This is a genomic window from Leisingera sp. ANG49, from assembly GCF_059694505.1.
The window spans coordinates 622165-636587 of record NZ_JCATZN010000001.1 but is presented as its reverse complement, the minus strand read 5'-3'; the positions used below and the strand labels follow the sequence as shown (position 1 = coordinate 636587).

Annotated in this window: 16 protein-coding genes; 12 read left to right on the top strand and 4 right to left on the bottom strand. The window is 64.8% G+C overall.

What is annotated here, in order from left to right; translation table 11 throughout:
• Window positions 1-24 precede the first annotated feature (24 nt).
• Window positions 25-378, bottom strand: a complete 354-nt coding sequence (gene rpsF / locus AC58NV_RS03155) for a 30S ribosomal protein S6 (RefSeq protein ID WP_019295532.1) — start codon at window positions 376-378, stop codon at window positions 25-27.
• 301 nt (window positions 379-679) lie between these two features.
• On the opposite strand from rpsF, the gene AC58NV_RS03150 reads away from it, so the two are divergent.
• The 5 genes from AC58NV_RS03150 to AC58NV_RS03130 all read left to right on the top strand — a co-directional run bounded on the left by AC58NV_RS03150 (window position 680) and on the right by AC58NV_RS03130 (window position 3790).
• Entirely contained in the window at window positions 680-1213 is a 534-nt protein-coding gene (locus AC58NV_RS03150; protein ID WP_497225843.1) for a hypothetical protein, read from the top strand.
• Window positions 1214-1368: 155 nt separating this feature from the next.
• Window positions 1369-1950, top strand: coding sequence for a YceI family protein (locus tag AC58NV_RS03145; protein ID WP_497225842.1), 582 nt, complete (start codon window positions 1369-1371; stop codon window positions 1948-1950).
• Between the two features lie 146 nt (window positions 1951-2096).
• Window positions 2097-2672 (top strand): YceI family protein, encoded by a 576-nt coding sequence (locus tag AC58NV_RS03140; protein ID WP_497225841.1) that lies wholly within the window; start codon window positions 2097-2099, stop codon window positions 2670-2672.
• 172 nt (window positions 2673-2844) lie between these two features.
• A complete protein-coding gene (locus tag AC58NV_RS03135) occupies window positions 2845-3177 on the top strand; it encodes a hypothetical protein (protein WP_497225840.1) in 333 nt (110 codons plus the stop codon).
• Between the two features lie 118 nt (window positions 3178-3295).
• Window positions 3296-3790: a GNAT family N-acetyltransferase gene (locus AC58NV_RS03130; RefSeq protein ID WP_497225839.1), complete on the top strand. Its 495-nt coding sequence runs from the start codon at window positions 3296-3298 to the stop codon at window positions 3788-3790.
• 152 nt (window positions 3791-3942) lie between these two features.
• On the opposite strand, the gene AC58NV_RS03125 is transcribed toward AC58NV_RS03130, so the two are convergent.
• Entirely contained in the window at window positions 3943-5190 is a 1248-nt protein-coding gene (locus tag AC58NV_RS03125) for a cytochrome b/b6 domain-containing protein (RefSeq protein WP_497225838.1), read from the bottom strand.
• A 177-nt stretch (window positions 5191-5367) separates the two neighbouring features.
• Between AC58NV_RS03125 and fabD the strand changes: the two genes are divergently transcribed.
• From fabD to AC58NV_RS03100, 5 genes are all read left to right on the top strand, one after another.
• A complete protein-coding gene (gene fabD / locus AC58NV_RS03120; protein ID WP_497225837.1) occupies window positions 5368-6300 on the top strand; it encodes an ACP S-malonyltransferase in 933 nt (310 codons plus the stop codon).
• A gap of 3 nt (window positions 6301-6303) precedes the next feature.
• The gene (locus AC58NV_RS03115; protein ID WP_497225836.1) at window positions 6304-6891 is read left to right on the top strand and encodes an alpha/beta hydrolase; all 588 of its coding nucleotides are present in this window, start codon (window positions 6304-6306) and stop codon (window positions 6889-6891) included.
• A 21-nt stretch (window positions 6892-6912) separates the two neighbouring features.
• Window positions 6913-7650 carry a 3-oxoacyl-ACP reductase FabG gene (gene fabG, locus AC58NV_RS03110; protein WP_497225835.1) on the top strand — a complete coding sequence of 246 codons (738 nt, stop codon included), beginning with the start codon at window positions 6913-6915 and terminating at the stop codon, window positions 7648-7650.
• A gap of 417 nt (window positions 7651-8067) precedes the next feature.
• Window positions 8068-8301: an acyl carrier protein gene (locus AC58NV_RS03105; RefSeq protein ID WP_005982462.1), complete on the top strand. Its 234-nt coding sequence runs from the start codon at window positions 8068-8070 to the stop codon at window positions 8299-8301.
• 242 nt (window positions 8302-8543) lie between these two features.
• Window positions 8544-9287, top strand: a complete 744-nt coding sequence (locus tag AC58NV_RS03100; RefSeq protein ID WP_497225834.1) for a 1-(5-phosphoribosyl)-5-[(5-phosphoribosylamino)methylideneamino]imidazole-4-carboxamide isomerase — start codon at window positions 8544-8546, stop codon at window positions 9285-9287.
• Between the two features lie 137 nt (window positions 9288-9424).
• Here AC58NV_RS03100 and AC58NV_RS03095 read toward each other — a convergent pair whose 3' ends face one another.
• Both AC58NV_RS03095 and AC58NV_RS03090 read right to left on the bottom strand, forming a co-directional pair.
• Window positions 9425-10327 (bottom strand): PilZ domain-containing protein, encoded by a 903-nt coding sequence (locus AC58NV_RS03095; RefSeq protein WP_497225833.1) that lies wholly within the window; start codon window positions 10325-10327, stop codon window positions 9425-9427.
• Window positions 10328-10626: 299 nt separating this feature from the next.
• Window positions 10627-11499, bottom strand: a complete 873-nt coding sequence (locus tag AC58NV_RS03090) for a PilZ domain-containing protein (RefSeq protein ID WP_497225832.1) — start codon at window positions 11497-11499, stop codon at window positions 10627-10629.
• Between the two features lie 439 nt (window positions 11500-11938).
• On the opposite strand from AC58NV_RS03090, the gene fabF reads away from it, so the two are divergent.
• Together fabF and mltG are read left to right on the top strand one after the other, a co-directional pair.
• Window positions 11939-13204: a beta-ketoacyl-ACP synthase II gene (gene fabF, locus AC58NV_RS03085; RefSeq protein ID WP_366661640.1), complete on the top strand. Its 1266-nt coding sequence runs from the start codon at window positions 11939-11941 to the stop codon at window positions 13202-13204.
• The gene (mltG, locus tag AC58NV_RS03080; protein ID WP_497225831.1) at window positions 13204-14358 is read left to right on the top strand and encodes an endolytic transglycosylase MltG; all 1155 of its coding nucleotides are present in this window, start codon (window positions 13204-13206) and stop codon (window positions 14356-14358) included. Before fabF ends, mltG begins: the two co-directional genes overlap by 1 nt.
• The last annotated feature ends 65 nt before the right edge of the window (window positions 14359-14423 follow it).

Sequence of the window (14423 nt, the reverse complement as noted above, 5' to 3'; positions counted from 1 at the left end):
TAGCGTCCTTTTCTCAAGCGTTGATCAGCGGCGCTCACGGCGATCGCCGCGTTCGTCGCGCTTCTGCATCTGGACCGAAGGGCCCTCGGCGTGCTCGTCGACCTTGATGGTCAGGACGCGCATCACGTCATCATGCAGACGCATCAGGCGCTCCATTTCCTGAACAGCGGCCGACGGTGCGTCGGTCTTCAGGAAGGCATAGTGGCCCTTGCGGTTCTTGTTGATCTTGTAGGCCATGGTCTTGACGCCCCAGTACTCCTGCTCGACCAGCTTGCCGCCGTTGTCGGACAGAACAGCACCGAAATGTTCGATGAGGCCTTCAGCTTGCGAGTTGGACAGGTCCTGACGCGCAATCATGACATGCTCATAGAGTGGCATGCGAACTCCTGTTTGTGTCTAGGCGCATTTCATAGACGGGGCATGTCACACTTCCGCTGCCCGGTCACGAGAGGCTGCGCGGATCGAAGATGTCGCGGAAGCAGGGCCTCCTATACAGGCTGCGGCCGAAAGAGCAAGGCAAAAGGGCATTTTGCGCTGGCTGCAAAACCCCGCCGCTGCAAAACCGCAAGCCCGCCCAATTGCTGCCGCAAAACCGGCCTTCAATCGTTAATGAAGTCTTAACACGGCCAGGCGCCGCGGCAAGGCAGCAGCACAACGGCAGCAGCAGAAGGGAAATATCATGGCAGTGACAGACCACACCCCGCCGCAGGTTTCCAGAATGTCAGGCGCCCGGGCGCTTGGCGCCATCGCCGGCGCATCGCCGTTGCGGCTGCGGTTTGAGGCGAACTGGAAAGTGCGCATTGTGGCGCTGCGGCTCCTGGGCGGGGCGTTGATCCTCAGCGCGTCCGGCTTGTGGCTGGTGCAGGGCGCCGGCGCCGATCCGGAAATGAACCTGATCCGCTTCGGCATCTCCGTCGCCTTCCTGCTGGCCGGCCTGGTCCTGATAACTGCGCATGAGCCCGCAGGCCGTCCCGAGGCCTGCTTCGACCCGGTGCGCCGCGAGCTGCGGGTGCTGAAGCGCGACGCCCAGGGCCGTCCGCGCACCGTGCTGCGCCGCAGCTATGACACTCTGGGTGCGGCGCGGCTGACGGCCGCCTCTGTGCAGCTGTTTGAGGGCGACGGCAGCCTGCTGATCGAACTGCCGCTGGGATCGGCCGCCATCCGCAGCCGGCTGCGCGACCAGCTCAGCGGTGCGGTGCGGATCCTGACCTGAGCCGCGATCACATTCCCGCGAGACCGGACCCGGCTGCCTGCAGCCGGGTTTTGTGTTCGCGCGCTCACAGATAGTGTTGGTTTTTGCGGGCTTCCAATCCGCAGGCCAAATGCCACATCTTTTGCCACAACATTCATTCAGACGGAGCCTTCCCCATGAAAAAGACCCTGCTTGCCGCCGCCCTGATCAGCGCGGCTGCCACCAGCGCCTTTGCCGTTCAAGCACCTGAGAAATACGTGCTGGACGCCAGCCACAGCCAGATCCTGTTCAGCTACAACCACCTTGGCTATTCGACCACATGGGGCATGTTCTCGGGGTTCGAGGGCGAGATCCAGTTCGACCAGGAAAACCCGGCGGCCTCCAGCGTTTCGGTCTCGATGCCGCTCAACTCGATGTTCACCGGCTGGCAGGCCCGGTTCGACCACTTCATGACCAAGGACTTCTTCGACGCAACCGAGGATGAAACCGTCAGCTTCACCTCCACCGGCATCGAGGTGACCGGCGACAGCACCGCCAAGATCACCGGCGACCTGACCCTGAACGGCGTGACCAAGCCGGTGGTGCTGGACGCCAAGCTGAACCAGGTGGGCGAGCATCCGATGGCCAAAAAGCCCTGGGCCGGTTTCGATGCCACCGCAACCGTGCTGCGCTCCGATTTCAATCTCGGCCAGTTTGCCCCCTTCGTCAGCGACGAGGTGCAGATCCAGATCTCGATCGAGGCGATGAAAGCGGAGTAACCCCGCATCACATCTGCGCGACTTCACACCCGGTCAGGTCCTGGCCGGGTGTTTTGTTTTTGCGCGCGAGGGTAGATGTGGGCGGGCGGGTGCCCGTCGTCGGCGCTGTTCCGCTGTCAGTTGAATAGTTACACGGAGTTTGGCCAATGAGATCCTGTCTTCTCGCTGCTTTCATCGCCGCTGCCGCGTCCGCTGCCGCCGCTGCGCCTGAGAAATACCTTCTGGACCCTTCCCACAGCCAGGTCGTGTTCACGTATAATCACCTGGGCTATTCAACCACGACCAGCATGTTCGCCGGTTTCGAGGGGGAAATCATGTTCAACCAGGAGGATCCCGCCGCCTCGAGCGTGTCGGTGACCATCCCGCTGGCGTCGATGATGACCGGATGGGAACCCCGGTTCAAAGATCTGATGTCCGAAAATTTCTTCAAGGCTTCCGGGGACGAGACAATCACATTTCAGTCCACCAGCATCGAGGTGACGGGCGGCACCACTGCCAATATCACTGGTGATCTGACCCTGAACGGCGTGACCAAACCGGTGGTGCTGGACGCCAAGCTGAACCAGACCGGCGAGCATCCGATGGCCAACAAGCCCTGGGCCGGGTTCGATGCCACCGCCAGCCTGCTGCGTTCTGATTTCGGTGTGGGTGCCGCCGTTCCCTTTGTCGGCGACGAGATCAGCATCAGAATCTCGATCGAGGCGATGAAGGCCGACAGCTGATTCCGCAACTGCCTGATCCTGTTTCCAGCCGCCGGCTCCCGATGGGCCGGCGGTTTTCCATTGCCCGGCCTGCAATCAGCTCCCCAAACTGTGACCGGGGTTCACTGGCGTTTCCGTCGCGGCAGGCGCAGACTGAAGACGGCCCCTCCGGCCACTTCGGAAAGGAGGCACCATGTTCCGCTTCGGCTTTCTCACTTCAGCCTGCGCGGCTTTGGCCCTTGCTGCCAACCTGGCCTTTACAGCTCCCGCCGCAGCCCATGATTCTGGCAGTGACGCCGCCCGCGCCATTGCCGGGCTGATTGCGCTTGGCATCATCGTCAAGAGCCTGGACAACGACCGGGACCGCCACCGCGGCCGCGTCTATTACCACCAGCCCAGACAGTACTACGGCCACCACGGCGCCCGCCGTCACCACCACGCGGGCCGCGACCGGCACCATTTCCGCCGCCACGGCGGCCACCGCCACCGCTCGCGCCACGGCGGATACTACTACCACCGGCACTGACCATGCTGCCAAGGTAGAGTTTGGTTGCGTGAATTCAGCTTTATGGTGTTGCCTGCCGCAACCTGCCTGTGCCAGAATTTGGCCTGCCGGCATACGGACCGGCGGACAGGAGCAGACAGTGGCAGCAAGCAGGACACAGACGGGCACCCTCCGCTACCGGCGGTCGCAACGCGGCGACGCGCAGGCTGTCTTTGATCTGGTTGGCGCATCGGTCAGCCGTCTTGCCCCGGACCCCTACCCGCAAGACGTGGTCGACAGCTGGATGGCGGGCCGGGTGCCCGAAGATTATCTGCGCGATTGCGCCGCCGGAGGCATCTGGATTGCCGAGGCGGAACGGAAACCGGTGGGTTTTGCCCACGGCGTTCCGGGCGAGATCAAGCGCCTGTTCGTCGCCGCGGGCCACACCGGCCTCGGGGCCGGTGCGGGTCTGATGCAGCGCGCGCTGGAGGATGCCCTGACGGGCGGCTCCGGGCATGTGCGCATCGAGGCGACTTTGAACGCGGTTCCCTTCTATGCGAAATGGGGGTTTGCCGAAACCGGCCGCAGTGTGTTTTCCGGGCGCGATGCAGCATTGCCCGAAATTGGTGTCGTGATCCTGGAAAAGGAGTTCTGAACACCGGTTAGCGACAGAACCGCCTAGGGGCAGAACCTTGCAGCGCCGCGCGTTAGCGCGGCGCCAGGCCCAAGGCTGCCAGGGGGTGCCGGCCCGGCCGGCGCCTCCGCAGGCGCGGGAGCGCTCCCCCGGGTTCCCCCAGGTCCCCTCAGTCAGTCTGTGCGTTTCGCCTCCAGCTCCACCGCCACATCAACGGCAAAGGCGAGCGAGCTTTCATCCGGCAGGCTTTTCCCGACCCCGAAATCCAGCCGGTTCAGCGTCAGACCGCCGGTCATCCTGGCAGTGTCCCCCTCCAGCACCAGGTCAAAGGGCAGGGTGGCCGGCACAGTTTCCCCCTTAATGGTCAGCGTGCCAACCGCCTGATAGCCCTCCGCCAGTTTCTCGATTTCCGCCTTGAACAGCGCGGTGGGGAAGCTTGCGCTGTCGAAGTAATCCGCGCCCATCGCCTGGCCCGCAACCGAGCCCAGCTCCAGTGACGGGATTGCGATGGTCACCTCCACATCGCCAGCCGGGCCGGGTGCGGCCGGCTCTTCGAAATTGATCGCTGCGGCCCACTCGCCAAAGCTGCCATCAACGGCGCTGCCCATCTGGGTGACGGAAATCCCCAGCGTGCCCGACTGCACCGCCCAGCTGCCTGTTCCTTCAGGCGCCGCGGCCACCACAGGGGCAACGGTGCCTTCGCTGCCGTGGCTGTGGTCATGGCCGCCAAGAATGCCCAGCGCAGCGCCGCCGCTCAGCACACCGCCCCAGACCGCCAGCGCCGCCAGCAGCGGCGCCACGCTGTGCGCCTGCGCAGGCGGCTCGGGCAGATCGCTGCGGCCCGGCAGCATCCGGCGCAGGGTGGCATCGCGGTCGACCGCATGATGCTTCAGTGCGCCGGCAATATGCAGCCCCAGCGCCGCCGCCAGCGTCCAGACCAGCAGCCAGTGTAGGCTGCCAAAGAAACCCGCCACATGATCGGACTTCGGCACAAACGGCAGGCTCTGGCCGAATGGCCACCAGATCGGCGCGAACCCGGTTGTGGCCGCGTGATGGATCCAGCCGGTCAGCGGCACCGCCACCAGCGAGCCATAGAGCAGCCAATGCACCACCTCCGCCGCCAGCGCCTCCGCCTTGCGGCCGGGGTGCAGCAGGCCCGGCTTCGGCTGGCTCAGCGCCCACAGGATCCGCAGCAGCGCAGTAAAGAACACCGCCACCCCGATGGTCTTGTGCATGGAGAACAAGAGCGTGGCGCGCTCGATCACCGCCTGGCTGCCGTCAAATCCGGGGCTCTGGATCTCATGCGCCAGACCGTTGGCGAAATAGCCCAGCGGAAAGGCTGAGAAGATCAGCAGCGCGGTCAGCCAGTGGAAGCCTTTGGCGACGCTGCCATAAGAAGAAAACGTGTTGGTGCGGGACATTGGGCGCATTTCCTGGTCAGGGTCCGGTTTCCCATAACCTAACCACGCCTTCCCCTGTTGCAACGCACGAGTGCTGTCCACCGGCGCACAGGTTTCGTGCGTCAGGTGCAGCTTTGCTTGTACGCAGGGGAAAGGGCGGGTACATCAGGCAAAACGCTGAAACAGACGAGGTCATCAATGACGATCGCATTTGTGTTCCCCGGGCAGGGCGCCCAGACCATCGGCATGGGCAAGGCGCTGGCCGAGGCCTATCCCGCCGCCAAGGCCATCTTTGACGAGGTCGACGACGCGCTGGGGGAAAGCCTGAGCCAGCTGATCTGGGAGGGCGATATTGAAACCCTGACCCTGACCCAGAACGCTCAGCCCGCCCTGATGGCCACCTCCATCGCTGCAATGCGTGCGCTGGAGGCCGAAGGGGTCACCATCGGCAAGGCGTCCTTCGTGGCCGGCCACTCCTTGGGCGAATACTCCGCACTGGCTGCCGCCAGCGCCATTTCGGTTGCCGACACCGCCCGCCTGCTGCGCACCCGCGGCCTGGCAATGCAAAGCGCCGTGCCGGTGGGCGAGGGTGCCATGGCCGCGATCCTGGGCCTCGATCTCGACGCCGTGCGCGCAGTGGCTGAAGAAGCCGCGCAGGGCGAGGTCTGCCAGGCCGCCAACGACAACGACCCCACCCAGGTGGTGGTCTCCGGCGCCAAGGCCGCGGTGGAACGCGCTGCCGAAATCGCCAAGGAGAAAGGCGCCAAGCGCGCGGTGATGCTGCCGGTGTCCGCCCCCTTCCACTGCGCCCTGATGCAGCCCGCCGCCGACGCCATGGCTGAGGCGCTGGCTGGTGTTGATATCAAATCCCCCGCGGTGCCGCTGATCGCCAATGTGCGCGCCGATGCCGTGACCAGCCCGGACGAAATCCGCGCCTTGCTGGTTGAGCAGGTGACCGGCTCCGTGCGCTGGCGCGAAAGCGTGCAGGCGATGGCGGCCAAGGGCGTCACCGAGTTCTGGGAAATCGGCGCGGGCAAGGCGCTGTCGGGCATGATCCGCAAGATCGACCGCAGCCTCACGTGCCGCCAGGTCGGCACCCCCGAAGACGCCGTGGCTGCCGCCGGGGCCTGATCCATGCAGCGCCGCCTCGCGTTCCTGGGTTTCAGCCTTGCCCTTGCCGCGGCAGTGGCAGGTGGGCTGATGCTCAGGCAGGCGCAGGCGGCCAGCTTCGAACTCCGGGGGCAGGACATTCTGGTCAACGGAACCGTGAACGGCAAATCGCTGCGCCGGTTCCGGACCTTCATGGCAAAGCACCCGGACGCGCAACGGCTGGTGCTGATGGACATGCCCGGATCCGACGACGACGAGATCAACCTGAAAATCGGCCATCTGGTGCGCGATCTGGGCCTGGACACCCATGTCACCGCCCGCAGCGAGATATTCTCCGGCGCGGTGGAGCTGTTCCTGGCCGGCTCCGAGCGCACCATGGAGGCAGGGGCGGTTCTGGGCGTGCACGCCTGGGAGGGCGACGGAACCGCGGACGAATACCCGCGCTGGCATCCGGAGCACGCCCCTTATGTGGCCTACACAACCCGGATGCTGGGCAGCGCGGAGTTCTACTGGTTCACCGTTCACGCCGCGCCTGCCAGCGGAATGCATGTAATGACCGAGGCGGAAATAGAAAGCTACGGTCTTCTGACAAAACCGGTCCTGCGGGACTAAGAAGCCAAGAGGGCAAGAAACATGTTTGATCTTACAGGAAAAAATGCGCTGGTGACTGGCGCCTCGGGCGGCATCGGCGGCGACATCGCCCGCGCCCTGCACGCGGCCGGCGCCACCGTCGCGCTGTCCGGCACCCGCGAGGAGCCGCTCAAGGCGCTGGCGGATGAGCTGGGCGAGCGCGCCTATGTGCTGCCCTGCAACCTCTCCGACGCCGAGGCGGTCGAGGCGCTGCCGAAACAGGCGGCCGAGGCGATGGGCTCCGTCGATATCCTGGTGAACAACGCAGGCATCACCCGCGACAACCTGTTCATGCGGATGAAGGACGAGGAATGGCAGAGCGTTCTGGACGTGAACCTCACCTCCACCATGCGGCTGTGCCGCGGCGTGCTGCGCGGCATGATGAAGGCGCGCTGGGGCCGCATCATCAACATCTCTTCCGTTGTCGGCGCCACCGGCAACCCGGGCCAGGGCAACTATGCCGCCTCCAAGGCCGGCATGGTCGGCATGTCCAAGTCGCTGGCCTATGAGGTCGCCAACCGCGGCATCACCGTCAACGCCGTGGCGCCGGGCTTCATTGCCACCGCAATGACCGACAAGCTGAACGACAACCAGAAAGACGCGATCCTGACCCAGATTCCGGCCGGCCGGATGGGAGATTCGAAGGAAATCGCCTCTGCCGTGCTGTATCTGGCCAGCCAGGAAGCGGGCTATGTCACCGGCACCACCCTGCATGTGAACGGCGGCATGGCAATGATCTGAGCGCACTGCCGCCGCGCATTTTCCAAAAGCCCCGCAGCCTGCCTGCGGGGCTTTTTTGCGCCTGGGGCATGAAACCGGACCGGCAGCCCGCGCCAGCTTGGGCCGCCAAATGGTTGAAATCCTGTAAAAAAGCAAAAAAGATGCGGTGCAGCCCTTGCAAGCTCTTGATTACAAGGCCATCTGCACGCTTCATAGCGGCCACAGGCAAGCCGCGCTGCCGCTTGATGACCGCGCGAAACCGTTTGCCTTGGCTGCGGTCTATGCTATAGGCGGCCCGTATCCGCAGGCATTTCCTTTGGGAAACGCCGCACTGTCCCCGTCCCGCGGGGATCACACCGCCCGCTCCGGGCAATAACCACGCCGCCCGACCGGGCAGGGCAGAACCGGGCAGAGTGCCCTGTAAAACGAGGAAGAGACATGAGCGACGTCGCAGATCGCGTTAAAAAGATCGTTGTTGAGCACCTGGGTGTTGAAGAGGACAAGGTCACCGAAAACGCCTCCTTCATCGACGATCTGGGCGCAGACAGCCTGGACACCGTGGAACTGGTGATGGCGTTTGAAGAAGAGTTCGGCATCGAGATCCCGGACGACGCAGCCGAAACCATCCAGACCTTCGGCGACGCGGTCAAGTTCATCTCCGAAGCGTCCTAAGCCACGCTTCCGGATGACCGGATTTAACGGCGCTCTCCTGCACGGAGGGCGCCGTTTTCTTTTGCCCGCCAGGGGCCCCGAATCTGCTCCTGCGGCGATCCGTCTCCTTGCGTGTTTGCGCTAGCAGACAGGCCGGATAGCCGCGCCGCAATTGTTCGATAAATGGTCAGGAAACGCCGTATCGCCGGGCAGGATCCGTGCTACTCTCACCTCCAGAGGCATAACATGAGGAGACTGGCACTATGATGATCTACCCCACGATGGAAATTCAGAACGGCCGTTGCGTGACCCTCGAAAAAGGCCGCCTGGATGAGCCGCAGATCTGGCACGTGGACCCGGTGGAGACCGCCAAGGGTTTTGCTGCGGCAGGGGCGGAATGGATGCACCTGACCGACTTCAGCGCGATCGAGGGCGACACCAGAAACGAGGAGCTGGTGCTGAATATCATCCGCGGCGCCGGCATTCCGGTGCAGCTGGGCGGCGGCATGCGCTCGCGCGAGCAGGTCGAGAGCTGGATCGACAAGGGGGCAGGCCGCATCGTCATCGGCACCTTGGCCGCGCGCGACCCGCATCTGGTGCGCGAACTGGCCGAACACCACCCGGACCAGATCGTGCTGGCGGTGGACATCTGGCAGGGCCAGGTAATGACCGACGGCTGGCGCCAATCCGGCGCCTTCACTCCGGAAGCCTATCTGGAGGCGTTCAAGGACACCCCCTTTGCGGGCATCATCATCACCGACATCGACGCCGATGTGGCCGACACCGAAGCGCAGATGGGGCTGATCTCGCATCTGGCGTCCGAAGTGAAGCTGCCGGTGATCGCCAGCGGCGTGGTGCGCAACGCCGATGACATTTCCCGGCTGAAGTACATCCACAACATTTCCGGCGCCCTCGTGGGCCGCGCCCTGTTCCGCAAGACCCTCTCGGTCGAGGAGGCGCTGACGGTGGCCCGTCCGGAACCGGAACCGGTGGCTGAATTCCAATAACCGCCGGACCGGGCAACGGTCAGAGCCGGAAACTGAAATACCAGGGGCGCCTGCTTGCAGGCGTCCCTTTTGCATAGGCCGGCAGTTCGGCGCGAATGGGCAGCCGCCCCTGCGAACGCCAGGTGCAATTCCCGCCGTCAGGCCGGTTTGACCGCCGCGGCCGGTGCGGCGGTTGCGGCCTGTTTCGACCGGTTGAGCAGGGTCTGCAGATCTTCGCCGGTCAACGGTTCGCTGAATTTCACACCGACGCAATCGGCGCTTTGCCAGGTCACCTGGGCGCGGACCTCCTCCACCCCGGGGAGGATGGCCATGACCTCGCTCCTGGGCGGCGGCAATGGGGTGCCGGGCAGTTGCCAGACCCGTATCTTGGCGCCCATGCGGCTGATATCGACCAGTTCTGCGCGCAGCATCTGGCGGTTTGCTTGCAGGCTGCAGGGCAGCGGGCAAGGGTAGCGTCTGCGCCTGCGCCGGTGCCTGCGGGCAACCCGCTCTGCCAGGACCAGGCCGCCGCAGCCCAGAACCAGCGCCGACAGCGAACTGGCGAGGGCGGCTTCCTGCGAAATCCCCTTGATCCGCCCGATGCCGGCCGCCCGGTCCGCAACCTGTTCCGGTTCCGGGTCGAACTTGCAGGGCAGGGAAATGATCCGCGCGGCAAACTCTTCCAGCAGCGCGGCGGTGCCAAGCCGCGCCGCACTGGTTTGCGCCTTGGCGGCCCCGTGCCGGCTGTACACCTGCAGCAGCCCTTTCTGCTGGGTGAGCAGCCGCATGGCCAGCGGCTCGTACAATGCCATGCCGTCCCGCCGCATTTGCATCCGCAGCGTCACCACCGGATGATCCTCCAGCCAGTGCTGCAGCCGCGTGGCCTTACCCGGATCATTGCCGGAGCGCAGATGCTCCAGAAACCCGCGTGCCTCGTGCTGGAAAATCACCAGATCGGACTGAAGCATGCAGGTGGCCTGCGACGCCGCAGCCCGGTCCGCCATGGTCCAGACCGCAACAGGCGCGGCAAGCGCCGCCAGGATCATTGGCCAGTGTTTCATTCAGGGCTCGCTTTGCAGCTCGGGTCGCAACTATGGATTGCCAGTCACCGGAGCATTCTACTTGAAGCGGTGGTATTGGAAATTAACGATGCCCCTCGCGAGAGTTAATTCGCCGCAAAAGCGAAAGCCGCTCAGGGCGCGGCTTTGGCGGCGGGCGCAGGAGGGGGTGCAAACCGGCGGGACAGGACGCTTAATGGCCGGGCCGCCCCGGTGCGGCACCGGCCAGCCTGCGCCGCACCGGGGCGGCCCGCATTTCCGCAACCATATGAGCCTGATTCTGAAGGGGAAGGCTGGTCCGCTTACAGACCCAGCCGGGCTTCCTCGCGCATGCCGCCTTCCTCCATCGGGAATTCCTCCAGCAGCCGATGCAGCTGCATGAAGTTGAATTCCTTGGTGAATTGCACCCCGATGTAGTCCGCTGTCTTCCAGCGGACCTGCGCCTGCATGGTGTAGCCGCCAAAGCTGAGGGTCACCCGGCCGCTTGCGTCGCATTGCGCGTCCGGATGCACCTTGGCGCCGGCCCGGCTGAGATCCACCAGCTGCGCCCGCACGGTCCGCCCGCCGGCCTGCAGAACGCAGGGAACGGCGCAGGGGTAGCGTTTGGTGCGGCGGATCTTGCGGATGCCGATCCGGTCCAGGAAATACAGAACGCTGCCGCCCAGTACCAGGAACGAGACCCAGGCAATGGCGGCATTGATGATCTGCTGGCGCTGCCGCGCATCATTGGCGTTGATCGCCACCAGCTTGCTGCCGAAACCGTCTTCCTTGATCTGATCGCAGGGCAGCGCCTCGACCAGGGTGCCGTATTCGGACTGCAGCTCAAAGATCCCCAGATGCCGCGCCCCTTCCAGCGCTGCCTGGCGGCCCTGGCTGGACAGCATCTGCAGCAAAACGGTGTTCTGCTGCATCAGCTTCAGCGTTCCGGGCTCAACCTGCTGGATGCCGACGGCCCGCATCCGCTGCGTCAGCGGGGCGGGCGGATTCGCGCCGATCCAGCTGTTCAGCTGCTGCGCGTAATAGGCGCCCTGGCCGGTCTCCAGATAGCTAAGGAACCCGGCCGACGCCCGGTTCAGGTCGGAGAGATCCTGATGCACAGGGCATGCAGCCTCCGCGCGCCCGGGAAGCAGGGACAAGGTCAGCAGAACCGCAGCTGTCGGCAGCCATTTACGCATGGCAAGGTGTTCCTCACGTATCTCCACAGGAGATATTGGCGCAAAGATACGAATTTGAGGTTAACGCGGACGGCTGGCTGCGGGAAAAGATGCGCTGCCCGGTCTTGCCTGCTGTGGCGCGGAAGAAGCGGCACAGGCCCAAGGCGCACCGGTAAGGAAACCGGACAGTCAGCACAGCTCTGAAAAAAAATGCGGGCTGGAGACAAAATGGCCCAGAGCTCCAGCCCGCTTTGGCAATCCACGAGGACGGATGCCGAGTTACGCGTTTTGATAAATTCAACCTGAATGAGAATTGTTAATCAAAGGTTCCCGTTTCGCAAAAAGTGCCGCCACGGCCTGTTTTCCGCCACGTCATCCCGGCGGCCAGCCCGCTCTTGCACCCGGTTGCCATTCCAAGCTATTTGGACAAACGGATTGCCGAGGCATAGGAGAGCAAGGAATGCGCCGAGTAGTAGTCACCGGACTGGGCCTGGTCACCCCGCTGGCCAGCGGAGTCGAAGAAACCTGGTCCCGGTTGCTGGATGGACAGTCGGGTGCCGGCCCCATCACCCTGTTTGATGCCGAGGCAAGCGGCGTCGCCACGACCTATGCCTGCGAAGTTCCGCGCGGCGACGGCTCCGAGGGCACTTTCAACCCGGATGACTGGGTGATCAAGAAAGAGCAGAAGAAGATCGACGACTTCATCCTCTACGGCATCGCAGCCGCCGACATGGCCGTGCGCGACGCCGGCTGGACGCCCGAGGACGAGGAAAGCCGCCTGCGCACCGGCGTGATGATCGGCTCCGGCATCGGCGGGTTGTCGTCGATCGCGGATACCGCGGTGATGATCAAGGAAAAAGGCCCCCGCCGGGTTTCTCCGTTCTTCATCCCCGGCGCGCTGATCAACCTGATCTCCGGCCAGGTTTCGATCCGTTTCGGCTTCAAGGGCCCGAACCACTCCGTCGTGACCGCCTGCTCGACCGGTGCCCACGCTATCGGCGACGCGGCCCGTCTGATCAAATCCGGCGACGCCGACGTGATGATTGCAGGCGGCGCCGAGGCGGCGATCTGCGAAATCGGGATTGCCGGCTTCAACGCCTGCAAAGCGCTGTCCACCAAGCGCGGCGACGACCCCAAGGCGGCCTCGCGCCCCTATGACGCCGACCGTGACGGCTTTGTCATGGGCGAGGGCGCCGGCATCGTGGTGCTGGAGGACTACGAGCACGCCAAGGCCCGCGGCGCCAAAATTTATGCCGAGGTGCTGGGCTACGGCCTGTCGGGCGACGCCTACCACATCACCGCCCCGTCCGAGGACGGCGAAGGCGGCGAGCGCTCGATGAAGGCGGCCCTGGCCAACGCAGGCCTGGACCCCTCCGCCATCGACTACATCAACGCGCATGGCACCTCGACCATGGCCGACACTATCGAGCTGGGCGCCGTCGAACGGCTGTTGGGCAACCACGCCGCCAATGTCACCATGTCCTCGACCAAATCCGCCACCGGCCACCTGCTGGGCGCCGCCGGCGCGATTGAGGCGATCTTCTCGATTCTGGCGATCCGCGACCAGGTGGCGCCGCCGACCATCAACCTCGACAACCCCGCCGTCGAAACCCCGGTCGACCTGGCGCCCAACGCCAAGCGCGAGCGCAAGATCGACGTGGCCCTGTCGAACTCCTTCGGCTTCGGCGGCACCAACGCATCGGTGATCTTCGGGAAAACCAGCTGATGTGGCGCAGCCTCGCCTCCAATATGCTGACGGTCCTGATCGCCGCCCTGTTCCTGCTGGGCGGCCTCATCCTGTGGGGCCAGTCGCAGTACACGGCCCAGGGTCCGCTGGACACCGCCATCTGCCTGCGGGTGGAGCGGGGCTCCAACATGGCCCGCGTCAGCCGCGATCTGGAAGCGCAGGGTGCGGTCACCTCCGGCACCATCTTCCGCCTCGGCGCCAAGTACAGCGAGAAGACCGGCCAGCTGAAGGCCGGCAGTTTCCTGGTGGAGCCGGGCGCCTCGATGGAGCGCATCGTTGACGAGATCACCCATTCCGGCGCCTCCACCTGCGGCACCGAGATCGTCTACCGCATCGGCGTGACCCGCACCCAGGCTGAGGTGCGCGAGCTGGATCCAGCGACCAATAAATTCGCGGAAAAGGCGGAATTCATCCTCGGCGAGGATGAGGTGCCCGCGGAATACACCGAAACCCGCCAGGACGCCGACACCCGCTACCGCATTGCGCTGGCCGAGGGCGTGACCAGCTGGCAGGTGGTCGAGGCGCTGAAGGCGATGGACGTGCTGGCAGGCGAGACCGGCGACCGCCCGGCTGAGGGCCTCCTGGCGCCGGACAGCTACGAGGTCACACCGGGCACCGGCCGCGCCGCCGTGCTGGCTGAGATGCAGAAGCGCCAGGAGCTGCGCATCAGCGCCGCCTGGGAAGGCCGCTCGGCGGACGCCGTGGTCAAAACCCCCGAGGAAATGCTGATCCTCGCCTCGATCATCGAGAAGGAAACCGGCGTTGCCGAGGAGCGCGGCCTGGTCGCCTCCGTCTTCACCAACCGCCTCAACCGCGGCATGCGCCTGCAGACCGACCCGACGGTGATCTATGGCGTCACCAAGGGCGAGGGCGTGCTGGGCCGCGGGTTGCGCCAGAGCGAGCTGCGCAAGGCCACCCCCTGGAACACCTATGTGATCGAGGGCCTGCCGCCGACGCCCATCGCCAACCCGGGGCTTGCAAGCCTGGAGGCGGCGGTTAACCCGGAGACCACCAATTACGTGTTCTTCGTCGCTGACGGCACCGGCGGCCACGCCTTTGCCGAGACGCTGGACGAGCACAACCGCAACGTCGCCAAATGGCGCGAGATCGAAGCCCAGCAGCAGAACAACTGAAGCTGCGGCTTGGAAAACGGAAAAGGGCGCCCCGGGGCGCCCTTTTTTACTGTCAGAGGCGGGCG

Coding starts and splice junctions, on each gene's coding strand:
- rpsF (WP_019295532.1), bottom strand. CDS start 378: ATGCCACTCTATGAGCATGTCATGATTGCGCGTCAGGACCTGTCCAAC.
- AC58NV_RS03150 (WP_497225843.1), top strand. CDS start 680: ATGGCAGTGACAGACCACACCCCGCCGCAGGTTTCCAGAATGTCAGGC.
- AC58NV_RS03145 (WP_497225842.1), top strand. CDS start 1,369: ATGAAAAAGACCCTGCTTGCCGCCGCCCTGATCAGCGCGGCTGCCACC.
- AC58NV_RS03140 (WP_497225841.1), top strand. CDS start 2,097: ATGAGATCCTGTCTTCTCGCTGCTTTCATCGCCGCTGCCGCGTCCGCT.
- AC58NV_RS03135 (WP_497225840.1), top strand. CDS start 2,845: ATGTTCCGCTTCGGCTTTCTCACTTCAGCCTGCGCGGCTTTGGCCCTT.
- AC58NV_RS03125 (WP_497225838.1), bottom strand. CDS start 5,190: ATGTCCCGCACCAACACGTTTTCTTCTTATGGCAGCGTCGCCAAAGGC.
- fabD (WP_497225837.1), top strand. CDS start 5,368: ATGACGATCGCATTTGTGTTCCCCGGGCAGGGCGCCCAGACCATCGGC.
- AC58NV_RS03115 (WP_497225836.1), top strand. CDS start 6,304: ATGCAGCGCCGCCTCGCGTTCCTGGGTTTCAGCCTTGCCCTTGCCGCG.
- fabG (WP_497225835.1), top strand. CDS start 6,913: ATGTTTGATCTTACAGGAAAAAATGCGCTGGTGACTGGCGCCTCGGGC.
- AC58NV_RS03105 (WP_005982462.1), top strand. CDS start 8,068: ATGAGCGACGTCGCAGATCGCGTTAAAAAGATCGTTGTTGAGCACCTG.
- AC58NV_RS03100 (WP_497225834.1), top strand. CDS start 8,544: ATGATGATCTACCCCACGATGGAAATTCAGAACGGCCGTTGCGTGACC.
- AC58NV_RS03095 (WP_497225833.1), bottom strand. CDS start 10,327: ATGAAACACTGGCCAATGATCCTGGCGGCGCTTGCCGCGCCTGTTGCG.
- AC58NV_RS03090 (WP_497225832.1), bottom strand. CDS start 11,499: ATGCGTAAATGGCTGCCGACAGCTGCGGTTCTGCTGACCTTGTCCCTG.
- fabF (WP_366661640.1), top strand. CDS start 11,939: ATGCGCCGAGTAGTAGTCACCGGACTGGGCCTGGTCACCCCGCTGGCC.
- mltG (WP_497225831.1), top strand. CDS start 13,204: ATGTGGCGCAGCCTCGCCTCCAATATGCTGACGGTCCTGATCGCCGCC.